This is a genomic window from Vallitalea sediminicola, from assembly GCF_054408565.1.
The window spans coordinates 23641-41080 of record NZ_BTPT01000044.1; the positions used below are offsets into that span (position 1 = coordinate 23641).

The window sequence follows — 17440 nt, forward strand, 5'->3', positions numbered from 1 at the left end:
TTTGTCATGCCTCCAATTTTAATCTATGACATACTAACTTGTTTATTCTTTTTATTATTGTAAACTACCTTCAAAAGTATTGGTGTAATTATTGTCGTGATGATAACAACTATAATAAGCGGAGCAAAATATGTATGATTCATTAGCCCGATAGAAGCTCCTTTATCGGCTACAATAAGTGCAACTTCACCCCTGGAAATCATTCCAACTCCAATTTGCATAGATTCTGCGCTATTATATCCACACATCTTAGCACCTAATCCACATCCTACTACCTTTGTAAGAATGGCAATGATAAGCAATACGGCTGCAAATAGAATAATCTTCATATCCATATTATCAACACTTGTTTTTATACCTATACTCGCAAAGAAAATAGGTGATAAAAGCATGTATGACGTAATATCCAGTTTTTCTGAAACATAATCTGCATGAGTTACGTTAGAAATAATTATCCCTGCCAAGAATGCCCCCGTTATATCTGCTACTCCAAAGAACTCTTCAGCTATGTAGGCTAAAATCAAACAGAATGCTAAACTATATATTGGAAGTCTTCTTTTCTTCCCATACTTATTAGACATCTTATTAAACAAATAGTAAAAAACAAATGCGCAAACTGCTGCAAATACAAAGAATAATAATATTCTTACTAAAATACTTACAATACTCACACTAGGGTCAGCGAAACTAGAAATAACTGTTAGGATTATTATTCCAAGTACATCATCAATAACCGCTGCTCCCAGAATAGCAGTTCCAGATGAAGATTTTAATTTCCCCATTTCTCTTAGTGTTTCAACTGTAATACTAACAGATGTTGCTGTAAGAACCACTCCTATAAATATATTTTCAAGTAATTCTTTTTGAGTCATATGCGCTAGATTTCCTGCAAACAATCCAGCTACTACAAGACCTCCAACAAGTGGCAATACAACCCCTAATACTGCAATAATAAAAGAAGCTTTTCCACATTTTTTCAATTCTTTCAAATCTGTTTCAAGACCTGCTGAAAACATCAAAACTATAACGCCTAATTCGGCCATTTTATCTATAAAATCACTTTCATGAACAACATTCAGTAATGCTGGTCCAAGTATTAATCCCGCAAGAAGTGCTCCTACTACTTGTGGCATACGTATTTTTCTAGTTATTAAACCTAATAATTTTGTACTAAGTAAGATAATCGCTAAATCCAAGAAAAAACCATATGATAACATTATGACACTCTCCTTATTTTAAATTCTAGTTTATTAATCATATCAATGTAATCATTTATTATCATATTAAAAACTTGAACTGCTTCAATGTTTTAATATATTAATAAATCCGTAAAAATTGTGAAGATTAATCTAGTTTTAATCTATCTTCTAGATTACAATCCAATATGAACATATCAATACGTTCACCTGTTTTCGTACTAATATCATTGTGTATACTTATTACTTTTGCTCCAGTCAAATTCTGCATCAAATCTTCTAATTTTGGACGAATGATACTTTCTAACTGAATCCTTATTTCTTTTATTAAACCTTTGCCTTGATCAGTGATTGCTAATTGTTTTTCAGCTGGTGTAAGAACATTTTTCATCCTTATAATAATCATATCTCCACTAATATAAGTTTTTGTTCCTTCAGCTCCTCTACCTAATTGTTCTCTTTGGAAAGCTACCATTTTAGTACTTATCAATGCTTCTAATTGTCCTTTAGTCATGTCTGACCCTCCCTAGAAAAAATAAATTTAATTAAAAAAATCCATATAAAAGACCAGTTCAATTAGAGCTTATATTTATAGAAAGCTATAAGAGAAACTGGTCCATAAAATTGTTTATCCAAAGATACTCAAACTCATTTACCAATACTATATGGTTTTCATTACTTTTACTATTATATTTAACGATAATCCCTTTGTCAACTTTTTTGCTTTTAATGAAATAGCTAGGATAACCCAGTATTTTTTGTAACAAACATACATTTTACTTATTATCATTCAAGAATTATTGTCAAATATTCCTAAAGAAATGATAACTATACTCATACTTGAAAAACATAAAAAATAAATTAGTACAAAAAACATTTAACATAAAAAAATAATTTATAATAAATTAATCCCATGAGATTCACAGTCTACTATCATTTCTTCTGGCCAAATACTGGCTTGTACTTCACCAATATGTGCTTTTCTTAAGAAATACATACATATTCTTGATTGACCTATACCACCACCAATTGTATAAGGAAGTGTTTTATCCAATATCATCTTATGATATTTCAATTCTTTTCTTTCCCCTGCTCCAGCAATGGTCAATTGGCTTTCAAGTGATTCTTCATCAACACGAATACCCATAGATGATAATTCAAAAGCTCTATTCAATATTGGATTCCAAAATACTATATCTCCATTTAGTTCCCAATCATCATAGTCTGGTGCTCTTCCATCATGTTTTTTACCCGATTTTAACACTCCACCTATTTTCATGATAAAAATAGCATAATATTCTTTTGCTGCTTTATCTTCTCTTTCTGAAGGATCTACATCTGGGTACATGTCTTCTAATTCTTGTGTAGTAATAAATTTGATGTTGTCAGGTAGATGTTTGCCTAAAAATGGATATTTTTCACACAAAAAATCCTCTGTATCCTTAAACACTTGATAAATTTTCTTTACTATATCTTTTAGGAATTCTTCATTTCTCTGCTCTTTTGTAACAACTCTTTCCCAATCCCATTGATCTACATAAATAGAATGGAGATTATCCATTTCTTCGTCTCTTCTGATGGCATTCATATCTGTATAGATACCATTTCCTGCTTCAACATTATAACGGTGAAGAGCCATTCTTTTCCATTTGGCTAGAGAGTGTACAATTTCTGCAACTTTACCAGTTTCTTTTATATCAAAACTTACAGGTCTTTCGTAACCGTTCAAATTATCATTAAGCCCGGTCTCTGGTAATACAAATAATGGGGCTGATACTCTAGTAAGGTTCAAGACTTTTGATAAAGAACTCTCAAAATAATCTTTTGTCTGTTTTACTGCTATTTCTGTCTCCATGAGACTCATTTTTGAATCGTAACCGTCAATAATCATTAATCGCTTCATGTTGCCTCCTTAGTGTAAGCTTTAACGCTTTGCCTTTTTATTACATTAAACCATGGAAATTAATAAATGTAAATATAATAATATAAATATACTGTTCTATGCATAAAAAGTCAACCCTCAAACATATCTACTATTGAAATCGACATTTATCTGCTATATAATCTAATATGACATAAGTTATTACAATAATTAACACATGATTAATTCATCCTCACTATTAGTGGTAAGATTACTCATGTCAATTAACCTGACTTATGTATAATAATCATATCGAGGAGGATAATAAATGATTAAAAAAGTATTAATAAGCATGTTACTATTAACCTTAGTTCTTGTTGGTTGTCAGAAGAAACCATCTCTAAATGACATGGTGAATGATGAAGATACTCAAACAAATAAGCAACAAGAAACTACTGACATTACAACTAATGATGACTCTGACCAATCAACTGAAGACAATGAATCAATGGAAAAAATCAAAGAACTTGAAAATTCATTATCAGAAAAAGATAAGATTATCGAAGACCTCACAAGTCAAAAGGAAGAACTTACTAAAAAAATAGAAGAAAAAGAAGAAGAGAAATCTAATTCTTCTACAGTAAATACTAGTTCATCTGATTCAAAATCAAGTTCGACTTCAAGCTCAACCAAGACTTCAACTAGTACTAAAAAATATTTTAGAGTTATTGTAGGTTCTTTTGACCAAAAAGCAAATGCTACTAAATTAAAAGAAGAACTTATTGCCAAGAATATTGACGCATATGTAGCTCCTAACAATAACAAGCATAGAGTTATTGCAGGTACTTTTTCACAAATGAAAAATGCTACTAAAAGAAAAGACCTTGTAGATAAGGCAGGATTTGAAAGCTTTATTGTTTCTGAATAAATATTTTATATAAATAATAATTATTTAATTACATATTAATATCTAAGGGGCAGTCTCATATACATTCTTGACTAACAAAGTCAAATATATTATTGAAACTGCCCCTTAATTTATCATTATTCATTATATTTTCTTTCTAATTTCAAAAGTTCATCTTTTGTATCTAATCCCCCAGCATATCCAACGAGTTTTCCGCTACTGCCTATTACCCTATGACATGGAACTACAATAGATATGGGATTTTTTGAATTAGCCATTCCTACTGCTCTACATGCTTTAACATTACCTACTGCTATGGCTATATCTTTGTATGAACACACTTCACCATAAGGTATTTTAGTTAATGCATTCCATACTTTTTTTTGGAATTCGGTACCCTGTGGATTTAATTTTAGATTGAATTCTTTTCTCCTGCCACTGAAATATTCATCTAATTGGTTAAATGTCTCTGTAAAAAAATTATCATTTCTAATCCAATCTTCAGATAGACTAAGTTCTTTACCTGATTTAGTTTGAAGATGTATATAAGATAGCCCCTTTTCATCTCCTACAACAATAATAGGAAATAAAGGCGAATTAAGTATTCCATAATACATGTTAATCCTCCTTATCTTTTTTTCTTCTTATATTTATAGTTAGCCTGACCTGTACAATCATTATTATCCCATGATTGAGATTGGAAGGCAAGAAATATTCCAACCCATTTGTTTATCTCTTTATAATGTATCATAAGGCACCCATCTTGCCATACTCCACTATCTTTTTTCCATTTTCTGATATTACCTTGATTCATATGAATATCATGCATACCCATTGATGGACTGAAACCAAAAATTCTATCAGGTTTACAATAATTACCAGTTTTCCATTTTGAACCATATATATAAATATCTGTATCATCTGATGAAATGGCTTTATCTATGTAATGATTAAGTTTTTCATTAAGATCATTATTAGGACCCACTTTGTCATGAGGAATCTTTTTCATATCCTCTCTGACAAATCCCATATTACCTCTTATATAGTCAATAGAACAATCATTACTAAAATAAAAACCATAAGGTAATTTAGTTATCACCTTTGTCATAGGATGGTCAAAATTTTCGTTTGTATAAAAAAGTAATTCAGATAACACATCATTGGACATTATATTGATTGATATCCTATAATTTTCTTCATTAGCTTTAACAAGAATATGATAATGAGGTCTATTATTATCCCTTTCCTCTTTTGTATCTACTGCTTTACCCTTTAGTAGTCCGTAAGCCTGTAAACTCATGAGGTTCTCCTTTCTATATATCTATCCCTATCTCCTTCATTAAAAATACCGCATTAAATGTATTGGAGACACCTGAATATAATTTGTAATCAAATAGAATCTTATTATCTTTATAGTGCTCTTGGAAATGATAATTCTTAACTCTTGAATCTGGATCTATTTCTAAATCAGCTAATTCTAGATCATGAGTTGAAACAAGTCCTAGTGTGTTTCCTTTACATAATTTTTTAATTAAGGTCTTAGCCCCTATATGTCTATCTCTTGAATTGGTACCTTTAAATATTTCATCTAATAAATAGAATACTTTTTCCCCATCATTAGTAGCTTTAATTATTTTTTTAATCCTTAACAATTCTGCATAGAATGAAGATATTTTATTGTCTATATCATCTTTTACCCTCATAGATGTATATAAATCCATAAGAGGACAGCAAAACTCTTTGGCACAAACCGGAGCCCCTGCATAAGCTAATACTAAATTGATACCTATAGTTCTAAGGAATGTACTTTTACCGGACATATTAGAACCTGTAACCAATAGAGAAGAATGCCTACCGCCAAAAATAACATTGTTACATACTCTATCATTATCATTTATCAGAGGATGTCCTACCTTAGTAGCTGATACTTTATATTCATTGATTATTGTAGGCATTACCCAATCTGGTTGTTCATAAGCTATTGTAGCCAAACTAGCTAAAGCTTCAAATTCACCTAACGAATCTAACCATTTTGTAAAGTTATTTCCATACCTGCTTTTCCAATTTTCAAGTGAAATAGCACATTGATAATCCCATAGAGTAATTATATCAAATATTAAATAGAATTGTACATGTCTAACATTTATCATATCCATAATACTATCTAATTTCTTTATTTGACTAGAAGTAATCTCATTTTCACTTTCCATTTGTTTTTTTAAATCCATCAATAGACTTGATTCGAAATCCCTTGATTCAATCAATTTTATCATTTTATCATAAATTGCTATTTGCTTTTGGAAACTGTCAATAGTAGATAACCTACTATGTCTTTTACCTAGACCTTTAAACACAATAAGTATTTGTAAGCTCATAAATATAATACCATATACATGAGAGAAAGAAGGTATACAAAAAGGTAGTACTATAGTTGATACTGAAACAATAGGAAGTATCTTCACAAATAATCCTAATAAGTTGTTTAGATAAAATGGCACTACATCTTTACTCCATTTTATTAACTCACCTTCATCTATATTATTATTATCTTCTATCATACCTGCTGCTTCTAATTCATGGACCCAATCCATATTTTGGGAAAGTTCTGTTATCGCTTCCTGTCTTTTTCTTATTAATCCAATATTTTTATTAGGTTTTATAAGTGAATCCCTTAACTTTTTCTTACCCATCGGGGTATTGGTATGGTTTATCCATTGAAATAATGAATTTTTACCAAATATATCTAGATCCCATGAATAATTATGGTCTTCATCAATAAATTCTTCACCTGTCTTCTGAAATTTTTTCCATTCACCTTTTAAACGTTTAATACCGTTTTCATTAATTTTATGTAGAGCTGTTAATCTAGGTCTTAAATCGATATTCTTCTGATGTATAATTATTAGACTGATAAATAATACAAGTGTAATAATTAAACTATTCAAGCTCAGTAAATATGATTTTCTAGTATATGACCATATAGTAAGTGCTAATCCTGCAAGTATTACAATAAGTCTTACATTACCATAAACATTAATTTTATGATTAAGTTTTTCTAATTCTTTTTTATACATATCTTTTTTCTTTATGTATTGTCTTTTTGGGTTCATTTTCCTCACACTCCGTTTATTAGAAATTCTATTGAATATTATTCCAATAGTTTTTAATACAACAATACCACATATGATAATTTTTTTAAAGTGTGAAAATATATAAAAATTAAATAATGTAATAACATAACATTTTTAGAATTATAAAAAAAGAGCCCTTACAGGCCCATATTGTAATCAATTGTTAAGCTATGCTTCTACAGGTTCTTTCTTTTCTACAACAACCTTATTCATCCAGTTACCTTTTTTATAGAAATAATACATAAAAAAGAAACTAACAATGAATGATAATCCAACACCTAACCAAACTCCTTTTATCCCTAATGGAGTATAGGATAGTGCATAAGAAAGCGGAACTCTGAATGCCCATAAACAGATAAGGCTTAACCACATTGACACCGAAGCGGCTCCTGCACCTTGAAAAACATTGGACATAACAATTCTACAACCTACAAATGCATATAATAGTGTTACTCCATATATATAGTAACGTCCCATCTCAATTACTTGCGTATCATCTGAAAATACATCAAAGAATACAGTAGGGAAAATAGCAAATATAGCCCCCATTATTATTAGGATAATAAAGGAAAACTTCATAGCATATTGACCACTTTTAAAAGCTCGTTCCTTTTGCCCAGCACCAAGATTCTGTCCAACGATTGAACTTGCCGCTTGAGCTAGCCCCATAGTAGGCATGGCTAATAATGATTCTAATCTATTTCCAATACCGTGAGTTGCAATTGCAACATCACCGAACATATTTACTCTACTCATTATAACTGTTCCACCCAAACTAATAACTGCTTGAGATATACTAGATGGCACTCCTATTTTAAATAGTTGTTTTGTAATTTTTAAGTCCACCTTGAAATTACGTAAATTCATTTTAAGGAATGTTTTACCTCTAAGTACTACATAGAAAATATAACCCGAAGCAAATACTCTAGAAATCACTGTAGCATAAGCAGCTCCTGAAATACCTAACTCAGGGAATATCCACCAACCAAATATAAGGAATGGGTCTAATATCATATTTATTATACCTGATACTATTCCTGCAATCATTGGTGTTCTCGTATCACCGACTCCACGTAATATACCACTCATGATAAAAAATATAAACATGAATATCATACCTACCATGATTATTATAAAATAGTCTTTTGCAATGGGTATGATATTAGCTGGTGTCTGTAACAAATCAAATAGTTGTCTATAGAAAATAATACCACAAGCAACAAATATCAGTGCTATTGCTCCAATAACAATTAATGATGTATACGTTACTTGATCAACTTTCTTATATTCTCTAGCACCATAATATTGAGATGCTAATGTTGCTGATCCTATACCTAATCCGGCTGCTAATGAGACTAATACAAATACAACCGAAAATGTTATTGTTACAGCTGCAATTGCTTCAGTACTGTTATCAAGTTTCCCTACCCAATATGTATCTGTCATATTATAAATAACCTGTATCAGATTACCTATCATTATAGGCCATGCCAATATCCACAGATTTTTCTTAATATCTCCTTTAGTAGTATCAATATTTTTGTTCTTCATAAATAAATCCTTTCTATATATCCTATATCTATTTGCTTAATTCTTCAACTCTATTATTGTGACGCTTTTCACTATAAAATAGAACACAAAGCATAATGAATGCGATTATACCAACAAAAGCAGTTAATATCCAACCCTGTGAGTTGCTGTGTGATACTAAGTACATTCCCATGAAGAATGGAGCAAAAGAACGTCCAGCAGCTTGAATCATACCTATTATGGAATTAAATCTACCTCTGTGGTTAACTGGTGAATGGTTGGAAATATAAACTCCGGTGTTTGTAGTTGCAATAATCTCACCTGTAGTCCATATGAATACCGCAACAAAAAAGACCCATAATTCATTAGAATAACCCATCATACCAAAACCTACAATATATGTTAAGGTTGCAATCGCCACATTGACAACTGGTTTAATTTTTCTTATAAAATGCATTATAATTGGTGTAAATAAAACAACAATTAATGTATTAATAGTCATAACATTACCAAAATATCTTGCTCCATTATCTGGGAATAATTTCTCCAAATGCAGCGGCATAATAAAACCATGCTGATTATATATAAAACCTATAACAGAAGATATTAATACAAATCCCAATAAAAATGGTCTTTTGAATAGAGCAGTAATAATAGAACCCTTTTCTTCTTTTTCTCCATCTCTATCTGATTCATTGATTTCTTCTATTTGAGCTTTTGTTGGTCTAGTATCCTTTATATAAAAAACTACTAATAATAAACTAAGCAAAGAAGTTATACCATCACCCCAAAAAATCCATCTAGTGTAATGTTTAAATAAATAACCTGCAATGGTGAAACCTAAAGCTAATCCGACATTCATACCTAAATATAATAAAGAAAAACTTTGTTTTCTATTTTCAGGAGTTGTTAAATCAGCAGTCATAGCACCACTTGCTGGACCTGAAAAACTTGATATGAAACTTGATATAATTAGTAAATAGACAACCATTATTGAATTACCGAGGAAACCGCAAATAATAAAAATGAAAGCTGATATAGTTCTAGAAACAAGCAAAATTGTTTTTCTATTACATCTATCAACTAAATGACCGGAAATAAGCGAACCAGGTATACCTACTAGAGAACATATCAACATAAATCTACCAATAACATCTTCTTGTAAACCTAATCTCTTACTCAGAAACAGAGTTAAAAAGGCATAAACAAAACCACCAAGCGAATTAACAAATCTCTGAATAGCCAGAATATAGATCTCTTTCGGCAAACCTATGTACTGTTTAAATGATTTTATAATCACTACCAAATCATCCCCCTTATCTAGTTTTTTTAAGCATTGTTATAATATAATGGACTATAATTCGACTCTTGTCAAGTAAAGTTATATGGTCAATTCTTAATTATTTTATGACCAAATACTTCATAATTAACGTATATAAAAGTGATTCTTCATCTTTCATTCATTTAATAATCATTCTTTACAGATAAAATTACTTTTTATAACTTAGTATTTATTATTTGAATTATTAACACAAGTTGTGATATGAATATTGTATGTAATATTTTTCTATAACATAAAAAAGCAGGCTATTTTAACAATGTCATTTAGTTAAGCAATTTAAGGAGAGTTTTATACTTGAAATAGGGGTCTCGCCAATATTTCTCTGAATCACACCAACAAGAAATATTGACGAGTTATCCCATCATATATTAAGCTTTCTTAAATTATCTGTCTCAAACTGTACATTGACATCAAAAGAATATTCACCTAGGAAAGTGATATGTTCCCAGTTAAGAGGAAATATATGTTTTGAAAAATTAAAAATCTTTATAAAAGATAGGACTTGACAAAAGTGTATAGCTACTATACTCTTTTAGTATGATGAATTTAAATAATGAACGAAAAAATAAAATAAGTTATTCTTTATTAAGGGTAATTTACAAATTTAACGAAAATGATAAACAAACTCGTTATTATGGGACTGATACACCTTTATTCAGCTCAGAAATACATATGATAAGAGCAATTAAAGAAGAGGAGGGTATTCATATTACAGGATTGGCAAATAAATTAGGTGTAACAAAAGGGGCTGTATCACAAATTGTTAATAAACTGAATAAAAAGGGTTTCGTAAAAAAAGAAGCTGATTTATATAATCAATCAAAACTTATTATAAAATTAACTTCAAAAGGTGAAATTGCAGACGCAAATCATTTAAAATTGCATAAAAAATTTGATACATTAATTAATGATATATTAAAAGATGCTTCAAATGAAGAAATTACATTCCTAAAGAATGTTTTAAATAAAGTCGAAGAGCAAATTGAAGATTTTGAAGAAAAGTTTACATAATAAATGTTTTTTGCTCAAAGTGTATAGCTGCTATACTCATTAACGGTAAATCTCTATATAAGCATTTTTCAGTTAATGAGTATGTTGAAAATATTTTTTTTGCTTAAAGTGTATAGCTACTATACTCTGTATCGTAAATAAATTATAGGAGGTTCATATCAATGAATAAAAAAGAAAATAAACTTAAAATGATGAGTGAAGGTAATATTACAAAAGTATTATTCCAGCTTGGTATACCAGTTATTATCGGAATGCTTGTGACTTCACTTTATAATGTTGTGGATGCTATGTTTGTTGGAGGATTGGGGACAAGTCAAATGGGTGCTGTCTCAATTGCATATCCGATTGTGCAGGTAATTATTGGATTAGGGTTAACATTTGGAAGCGGTTCTGCATCTTACATATCAAGACTTTTAGGTGAAAAGAATAATAAACAAGCTGATTTTACTGCTTCAACAGCATTATTTACTAGTATCATTGTAGGATTGATAACTATTGGGGTAACAATGTGTTTTCTTGATAAAGTGTTAATTTTTTTAGGTGCTACTCAAACAATTTTGCCTTATGCAAAAGAGTTTGCTATTATCTATATACCAGGGTCAATATTAAATGTTATTAACGTAACAATGAATAATATTTCAGCATCAGAGGGTGCTACAAAAATCAGCATGACATCAATGCTTATGGGAGCTGGGTTAAATGTTGTTCTTGATCCAATTTTTATATATACATTTCAGTGGGGAATTAAAGGTTCCGCAATTGCAACTGTGATTGCACAAGGAGTTACCACCCTTATTTATGTGTGGTATATATCCAGTGGGAAAAGCAACTTGCATATTTCGATTAAACATTTTTCTATAGATAAGACAATATATGCTCAAATATTGAAGATTGGGATACCAACTTTACTTTTTCAGTTATTATCAAGCGCTTCAATGGGATTGACAAACACTGCATCAAGCCATTATGGTGACTCAGCTGTTGCAGCAATGGGAGTCGTTACAAGGGTTTTAGCTCTCGGTTCGTATGTTATATTTGGATATGCAAAAGGATTCCAAACTGTTGCAGGGTTTAATTTTGGTGCAAAAAATTATAAAAGATTGAAAGAAGCTATTTTAGTTTCACTGAAATGGTCCACCATTTTTTGTGCAGTAACTGAAATTATACTCTTGATTTTTTCAAGACAAATTATTAGTCTCTTTAGTAAAGATGCCTCTGTTATTGCAATAGGTAGTGCTGCTTTAAGAGCAAGCAGCATTACTTTTATTTTGTTTGGTTTTCAATATATATACACAACATTATTCTTAGCTCTTGGAAAAGCATTCAAAGGTACAATATTAAGTATTGCTCGACAAGGTATCTTTTTTATCCCAGTAATTCTTATTTTACCAAGCATTCTAGGATTAAATGGCATCATATTTACACAACCTATAGTTGATGTTATGACTACAATACTTACTGTCATATTCGCTGTTAAACTTCAAAGAAAAATAAATTATGCTAGTCAATAGTTAAATCAAAAAGGCAGCAATGCCTTTTTTCTTTTTTTAGCAACCACTTTTGGGTCTTAGATGCTTTTTTGGTACTAAATGATATTGGCTATTTTAAGCCTACTCTTTTCAGCATTTTACTACCAATATAATTTCCAATCTCTAGTTAATCTTATAAGTGCTTCCATGTAATAATAATCGCCCCATGTATTACATTCATCAACATTTCTATTCCTACATGGATTATAAGGTGATTTTCTTGCATACACACCATGTAATAATTGACCATTGGAAATCTTGGGATCATTAACTGCATAATTATCAATCAGAGATTTTAGTATCTTAAGCGCTATATCTTTGTAGTACCTAGATTTTTCTTCATCAAGGTATTTTGACATTTCTAGCATACCACATACAGCTATTGCAGCAGCTGAACTATCTTTTGGTTCCTCACTTCCATCATTGAACTTGAAATCCCAATAAGGTACTAAGTCCTCTGGTAAATTCTCAATGAAAAAGTCTGTTATCTTATAGAATTTTTCAATATACTCTGGATTACTAGTATACATATAACTTAACGCTGTTCCATATACACCCCAAGCCTGACCTCTTGACCATGATGAATCATTACTGTAGCCTTGTCTTGTTTCACCATATAGTGGCTTCCCCGTTCCCTGTTCAAAATAAAATGTGTGATATGTAGAACAATCATTACGCATAATAACCTTTAGTGATGTATCTATATGTTGTTTGGCAATCTTAGCATACTTATCATCACTAGTTACATCACTTGCCCAATATAATAATGGTAGATTGAGAAGGCAATCAATAATCAAACGATAATTATCATCTGCTCCAACGTTACCCCAAGCTTGTATGAATTTCCCATCTTCTCTATAACGTGAAATAAGATTATCTGCTGCTAATATAGCCGCTTTCTTTGCATTCTCATTACCTGATAATTTATAAGCCGCTACACATGATAGACTATATAAAAATCCCATATCATGATTGTTGGTTTCAATTTTATTCTCTATCCTATGAAGGAAACTGTCTACTTGAATTTCTGCCGCTTTTTTATATTTTTCATCACCTGACATTTCATATGCCATCCAGATCTGTCCTGTCCAAAACCCTGATGTCCATGAGATATTATCATTAGGTTCATAAAAGTTATCTGTAGTTCCATTTATCTTGAATTTATACGTAAAATCTGCTAAGTCTGCTTCTACTTGTGCTACGGCATTATCGGATGCTTGCTCTATTTCTGCATCTGTTGGCTTTTTGTACTTGGATATATCAACCATTATTATCTAATCCTTTCATTAAGAATGGGTCCTTGATTTCTTGCAAATAATCTTCTAAACATTCATCATACTTCTTACATTGTTCATCGTCTGAACTCAATATTACTGGATTCAATTGATAAGGATCCTTTTCATTATCATATAGATACCTTTTTTGTTTTTCATCTGGATGAGTGCCATTGTCAATAACATAGGTACATTTTTTAGTCCTGATTCCTCTCCATCCGAAAGACTTATTATTTAATCCCCTTTTTCTATAAGGTTCAATAAGTTCAGGCATTCCTGGAATCATTGATAAAAATACTGAGTCTGGTTCGTCCATCTTTTTATCTTCTATAATATCTCTAAAGCTTTGCCCTTGTACTGTATCTGGAATATCAACCTCTAATAAATCAAGTAGAGTCGGCATATGGTCAATACTTGAGAATAGACAATCCGTCCTTCCAGCTTCTATATCCTTTCCTCTAATCATGAAAGGGATATTTATTGATTCTTCATACCATATATTTTTGCCATATATTCCTTGTGAACCCATCATGTCTCCATGATCTGCTGATAATACTACGATAGTATCTTCTTCCAATTTGTTTTCTTTTAGATAATCAAGTATCCTTTTGAAGTTTTCATCAAGCCCTGTAACAGCTGCAAAATATTCTTTGATAGTTCTCAGATATTCTTTATCTTCTCTCATTTCTTCTGGTACATTTACTCTAAGAGGAATATCATCATACATATCTACATATTTCTCAGGTACTTTATCGTAAGGAGGATGAGGTGGATTCCATGAAACAAACATACAGAATGGTTTGCTCTTATCCCTATTCTCAAGATAATCAAGTGCTACATCTGTCTCTACTTCTGGCGACCATTTCCCTGGCTCAATCTTTATGGGTGTGTTTTTCCAATAATGTGGATTTAAATGTTTGTCCATAGCTCCATATGAGAACCAATAGTCAAATCCTTGCCGTCTTTCTCCTTCAGGTGTATAAGCATCCCAATTAATAGCACCAGATTCAGGATTATTATCAAAGTTCAATTCACTTGCATCTAAATGCCATTTACCTATATAAGCCGTTTCATATCCATTTCTTTTAAGAGTTTTTCCTATGGTTTCTTCTTGTGGTTTTAACATTACTGTTTCATCTAATCCTATTTTACAATTTGTCCACATGCCACAGCTATAAGGATATTTCCCTGTCATCAGTGCAGCTCTATGAGGTGAGCAAAGTGGATATGTACTAATAGCATTATCAAATACTTTACTCTCTGTTGCGAATCTATCCATGTTAGGGGTTATTATCTCATCTTGTCCTTCTATTCCTACTGCTATCTTTCGCCATTGGTCTGCGAAAATATATAATAAATTTTTCTTAGCCATATGAATCTCCTTCCAAAAAACTTACACCAACTTATAGACTTTTCCTTTTTCACCTTGTAAAACAATATCTTTTTCTCCGTCTAAAAGTCCATTACTATTGTCAATTATTATCTTTTCTTCAAATCCCATTTCAATCCCTAATGATGTTATCTTACCCTTTTCATAAGTAAGGTCTATCTTATGCCCACCTACTGTCTTTATACCTGTTATACTTCCCTTTTCCCATGAAGTCGGAAGCGCAGGCAATAAGAATATCTTCCCTTCGTAATATTGAATAATACATTCAAGCACCGCTCTCGTTGCTCCAAGATTTCCATCAATCTGAAAAACGAATTCAGTATCATCATTCCTCACTGTACATCTAGGAGGTCTAGGGTGTAAATCAAGCAATGCAGAGGATGACAGTTCTGTGAGTAAATAGCTTAATTGATGGTTAGCTTCTTCACCATCTTGTAGACGTGCAAATAAACATGCTGCCCATGCCCTACTCCAGCCAGTACCTCCTCCATTCTGGGCTAATCTATATTCTAATGATTTTCTACCTGCCTCAAATTGCTCGGTTCTATTAATGGAATTGAATAAAGTTGATGGAAATACACCATATAAATGAGAATAATGACGATGCCCTTTTTCAACTTCAATCTTATCTTCATTATCCCATTCTAGCAACCGTCCATCTTCTCCAACTTTGAAGTCAGGTAATCTATCTCGTATTTGTTCCCATTCAGTACACTCTTCTTGATCAATTTCTAATAATTTTGAAGTATCTATTGCATAAGTAAAAGCATCATAGGCTAATTGTACATCCATAGCTGATGATATGCACATACTTACTGGAAAATAACCTGTACCTTCAAAACGATTTTCTGGAGATTGACTTGGCATTATCTGAGCTATATCACTATCATCAACTTCAATATAATCCATATAAAAGTCTACAGTTGATTTAAACAAAGGATAAGCTACCTCCCTAAGGAAAGTCTTATCTCCATTATATTGGTAATGCCACCAATAATGTTGTCCCATCCAAGCAGCTCCGCCAATCCATGCGGCATAATTATAAGCCTCTGGTGTTGACACTGCCCAATGGTCTCCATTAAGTGATAACACCGTACCCTTACAACCATATAATGATTTAGCTGTTCCTCTACCGCTTTCTGCAAATTTATTGACGTAATCAAATAATTGCTCTGAATACTCTGGATAACCTAATTGCTCTGTGAACCAGTAGTTCATCTGTATATTAATGTTAAAATGATAATCACTAAACCAAGGAGGTACTATATCACAGTTCCATTTTCCTTGTAGATTCAATGGTAGTTCTCCACAGATTGAACCTGATACCAATAAATATATACCGAATTTTGCATATATCTCTATCAAATTAACGTCTTTATTTCCTTTTCTAACTCTTTCAATTCTTTCATTTATATATAAATCAGATAAATCATCTGTTTTGTTATCAGTTATACTAATATCAGTTTTACTCATTGCTACTAAGAACTTTTGTCTATGTCTTTCTTTCAACTTATCTATATCTTCTACTGGAAAAGAATAACTACCAAGTTCTTTTTCAATATCATTAAATGATACTCCTATATTAGTGAATGTTTTTATATAGGTAGCATTCCTGATATACATTTCTTTTTTACCATATTCTAAGATACCATCTGTATCTACTTTTACAATAACTTTAAAACTACTTACTGAATCTATTTTACAACTATAAATTATATGCTTTCTATCTATTATTATATCTTCTATGGCACCGTCTTCTTGTCTTTCATAATAAAGAGTACCACTGAACTCATTTCTACTCTCCCATGAGGCAACCATAATTTCTGTTACACAGTCTGCAAAAACTTCTGTCATCATATCTTTTCTTACTACTGTTGCTGTTCCACTATGTAGATCAAGTATTCTCTCTACAAGATTCTCTTGTTCTTCATCATATGTAAATACTAATTCCCCAGCAGGCTTATATGAATCTTCTTGGCGTGGATAGGGGGAAATTCCCCCATCACCACCAAATGCCAAGGAAGCTAAGGCTGTTCCTCTAAAGTAATCTTTTTCTTTTAGAAGTTCTCTTACTTCAGGTAAGTATTCATATGAAGTTCTGCTCTTTCTATCTCCATACTTACCAGTCCATAGACGTTCATGATTAAGGCTGAGAATGTCTTTATTCTTATCTCCCCATAGGATACCATTAAGTCTACCATTTCCAATAAGTAATCCCTCTTTCCAGTCTTTTGAAAAGTTATTATACCTAAGCTTCATTTTAATTTTC

The 17440-nt window shown here is 31.3% G+C and carries 14 protein-coding genes; 3 read left to right on the forward strand and 11 right to left on the reverse strand.

The genetic code is table 11. The annotated features are described in order from the left end of the window. Positions 1–23: 23 nt before the first annotated feature. The 3 genes from ACX6CF_RS17940 to asnA form a co-directional block, all read right to left on the reverse strand. A complete protein-coding gene (locus ACX6CF_RS17940) occupies positions 24–1217 on the reverse strand; it encodes a cation:proton antiporter (protein WP_458786739.1) in 1194 nt (397 codons plus the stop codon). A 127-nt stretch (positions 1218–1344) separates the two neighbouring features. Continuing rightward, positions 1345–1710 carry a Na-translocating system protein MpsC family protein gene (locus ACX6CF_RS17945; protein ID WP_458786740.1) on the reverse strand — a complete coding sequence of 122 codons (366 nt, stop codon included), beginning with the start codon at positions 1708–1710 and terminating at the stop codon, positions 1345–1347. A gap of 381 nt (positions 1711–2091) precedes the next feature. Beyond that, positions 2092–3099, reverse strand: coding sequence for an aspartate--ammonia ligase (gene asnA / locus ACX6CF_RS17950; protein ID WP_458786741.1), 1008 nt, complete (start codon positions 3097–3099; stop codon positions 2092–2094). A 286-nt stretch (positions 3100–3385) separates the two neighbouring features. Here asnA and ACX6CF_RS17955 point away from each other — a divergent pair, with 286 nt between their 5' ends. After that, positions 3386–3985: an SPOR domain-containing protein gene (locus ACX6CF_RS17955; protein WP_458786742.1), complete on the forward strand. Its 600-nt coding sequence runs from the start codon at positions 3386–3388 to the stop codon at positions 3983–3985. A gap of 116 nt (positions 3986–4101) precedes the next feature. Here the strand turns inward: ACX6CF_RS17955 and ACX6CF_RS17960 are convergent, their stop codons facing one another. From ACX6CF_RS17960 to ACX6CF_RS17980, 5 genes are all read right to left on the reverse strand, one after another. Next, positions 4102–4581 carry a methylated-DNA--[protein]-cysteine S-methyltransferase gene (locus ACX6CF_RS17960; protein ID WP_458786743.1) on the reverse strand — a complete coding sequence of 160 codons (480 nt, stop codon included), beginning with the start codon at positions 4579–4581 and terminating at the stop codon, positions 4102–4104. Positions 4582–4592: 11 nt separating this feature from the next. After that, the gene (locus ACX6CF_RS17965) at positions 4593–5264 is read right to left on the reverse strand and encodes a DUF2278 family protein (protein ID WP_458786744.1); all 672 of its coding nucleotides are present in this window, start codon (positions 5262–5264) and stop codon (positions 4593–4595) included. 13 nt (positions 5265–5277) lie between these two features. Further along, complete coding sequence (locus ACX6CF_RS17970) at positions 5278–7074, reverse strand: MutS-related protein (RefSeq protein WP_458786745.1); 1797 nt, start codon at positions 7072–7074, stop codon at positions 5278–5280. A 189-nt stretch (positions 7075–7263) separates the two neighbouring features. Beyond that, on the reverse strand, positions 7264–8646 hold the full coding sequence (locus tag ACX6CF_RS17975; RefSeq protein ID WP_458786746.1) for an MATE family efflux transporter: 1383 nt from the start codon (positions 8644–8646) through the stop codon (positions 7264–7266). Positions 8647–8674: 28 nt separating this feature from the next. Further along, positions 8675–9925, reverse strand: a complete 1251-nt coding sequence (locus tag ACX6CF_RS17980) for an MDR family MFS transporter (protein WP_458786803.1) — start codon at positions 9923–9925, stop codon at positions 8675–8677. 582 nt (positions 9926–10507) lie between these two features. On the opposite strand from ACX6CF_RS17980, the gene ACX6CF_RS17985 reads away from it, so the two are divergent. Together ACX6CF_RS17985 and ACX6CF_RS17990 are read left to right on the forward strand one after the other, a co-directional pair. Then, a complete protein-coding gene (locus ACX6CF_RS17985) occupies positions 10508–10978 on the forward strand; it encodes a MarR family winged helix-turn-helix transcriptional regulator (protein WP_458786747.1) in 471 nt (156 codons plus the stop codon). Between the two features lie 161 nt (positions 10979–11139). Continuing rightward, positions 11140–12489, forward strand: coding sequence for an MATE family efflux transporter (locus ACX6CF_RS17990; RefSeq protein WP_458786748.1), 1350 nt, complete (start codon positions 11140–11142; stop codon positions 12487–12489). 119 nt (positions 12490–12608) lie between these two features. On the opposite strand, the gene ACX6CF_RS17995 is transcribed toward ACX6CF_RS17990, so the two are convergent. Genes ACX6CF_RS17995 through ACX6CF_RS18005 form a run of 3 tightly spaced genes read right to left on the reverse strand, consistent with a single transcriptional unit; the run spans position 12609 to position 17430 of the window. Then, positions 12609–13775, reverse strand: coding sequence for a glycoside hydrolase family 88 protein (locus ACX6CF_RS17995; RefSeq protein WP_458786749.1), 1167 nt, complete (start codon positions 13773–13775; stop codon positions 12609–12611). Next, positions 13768–15153, reverse strand: coding sequence for a sulfatase family protein (locus ACX6CF_RS18000; RefSeq protein ID WP_458786750.1), 1386 nt, complete (start codon positions 15151–15153; stop codon positions 13768–13770). Before ACX6CF_RS18000 ends, ACX6CF_RS17995 begins: the two co-directional genes overlap by 8 nt. 21 nt (positions 15154–15174) lie before the next feature. Beyond that, positions 15175–17430 (reverse strand): glycosyl hydrolase family 95 catalytic domain-containing protein, encoded by a 2256-nt coding sequence (locus tag ACX6CF_RS18005; protein ID WP_458786751.1) that lies wholly within the window; start codon positions 17428–17430, stop codon positions 15175–15177. Positions 17431–17440 lie beyond the last annotated feature (10 nt).

Excerpts from the sequence above, each read along its gene's own strand:
- ACX6CF_RS17960 (WP_458786743.1), bottom strand. The coding sequence starts at position 4,581 with ATGTATTATGGAATACTTAATTCGCCTTTATTTCCTATTATTGTTGTA.
- asnA (WP_458786741.1), bottom strand. The coding sequence starts at position 3,099 with ATGAAGCGATTAATGATTATTGACGGTTACGATTCAAAAATGAGTCTC.
- ACX6CF_RS18000 (WP_458786750.1), bottom strand. The coding sequence starts at position 15,153 with ATGGCTAAGAAAAATTTATTATATATTTTCGCAGACCAATGGCGAAAG.
- ACX6CF_RS17940 (WP_458786739.1), bottom strand. The coding sequence starts at position 1,217 with ATGTTATCATATGGTTTTTTCTTGGATTTAGCGATTATCTTACTTAGT.
- ACX6CF_RS17995 (WP_458786749.1), bottom strand. The coding sequence starts at position 13,775 with ATGGTTGATATATCCAAGTACAAAAAGCCAACAGATGCAGAAATAGAG.
- ACX6CF_RS17990 (WP_458786748.1), top strand. The coding sequence starts at position 11,140 with ATGAATAAAAAAGAAAATAAACTTAAAATGATGAGTGAAGGTAATATT.
- ACX6CF_RS17945 (WP_458786740.1), bottom strand. The coding sequence starts at position 1,710 with ATGACTAAAGGACAATTAGAAGCATTGATAAGTACTAAAATGGTAGCT.
- ACX6CF_RS17965 (WP_458786744.1), bottom strand. The coding sequence starts at position 5,264 with ATGAGTTTACAGGCTTACGGACTACTAAAGGGTAAAGCAGTAGATACA.
- ACX6CF_RS17955 (WP_458786742.1), top strand. The coding sequence starts at position 3,386 with ATGATTAAAAAAGTATTAATAAGCATGTTACTATTAACCTTAGTTCTT.
- ACX6CF_RS17975 (WP_458786746.1), bottom strand. The coding sequence starts at position 8,646 with ATGAAGAACAAAAATATTGATACTACTAAAGGAGATATTAAGAAAAAT.
- ACX6CF_RS18005 (WP_458786751.1), bottom strand. The coding sequence starts at position 17,430 with ATGAAGCTTAGGTATAATAACTTTTCAAAAGACTGGAAAGAGGGATTA.
- ACX6CF_RS17970 (WP_458786745.1), bottom strand. The coding sequence starts at position 7,074 with ATGAACCCAAAAAGACAATACATAAAGAAAAAAGATATGTATAAAAAA.
- ACX6CF_RS17985 (WP_458786747.1), top strand. The coding sequence starts at position 10,508 with ATGAATTTAAATAATGAACGAAAAAATAAAATAAGTTATTCTTTATTA.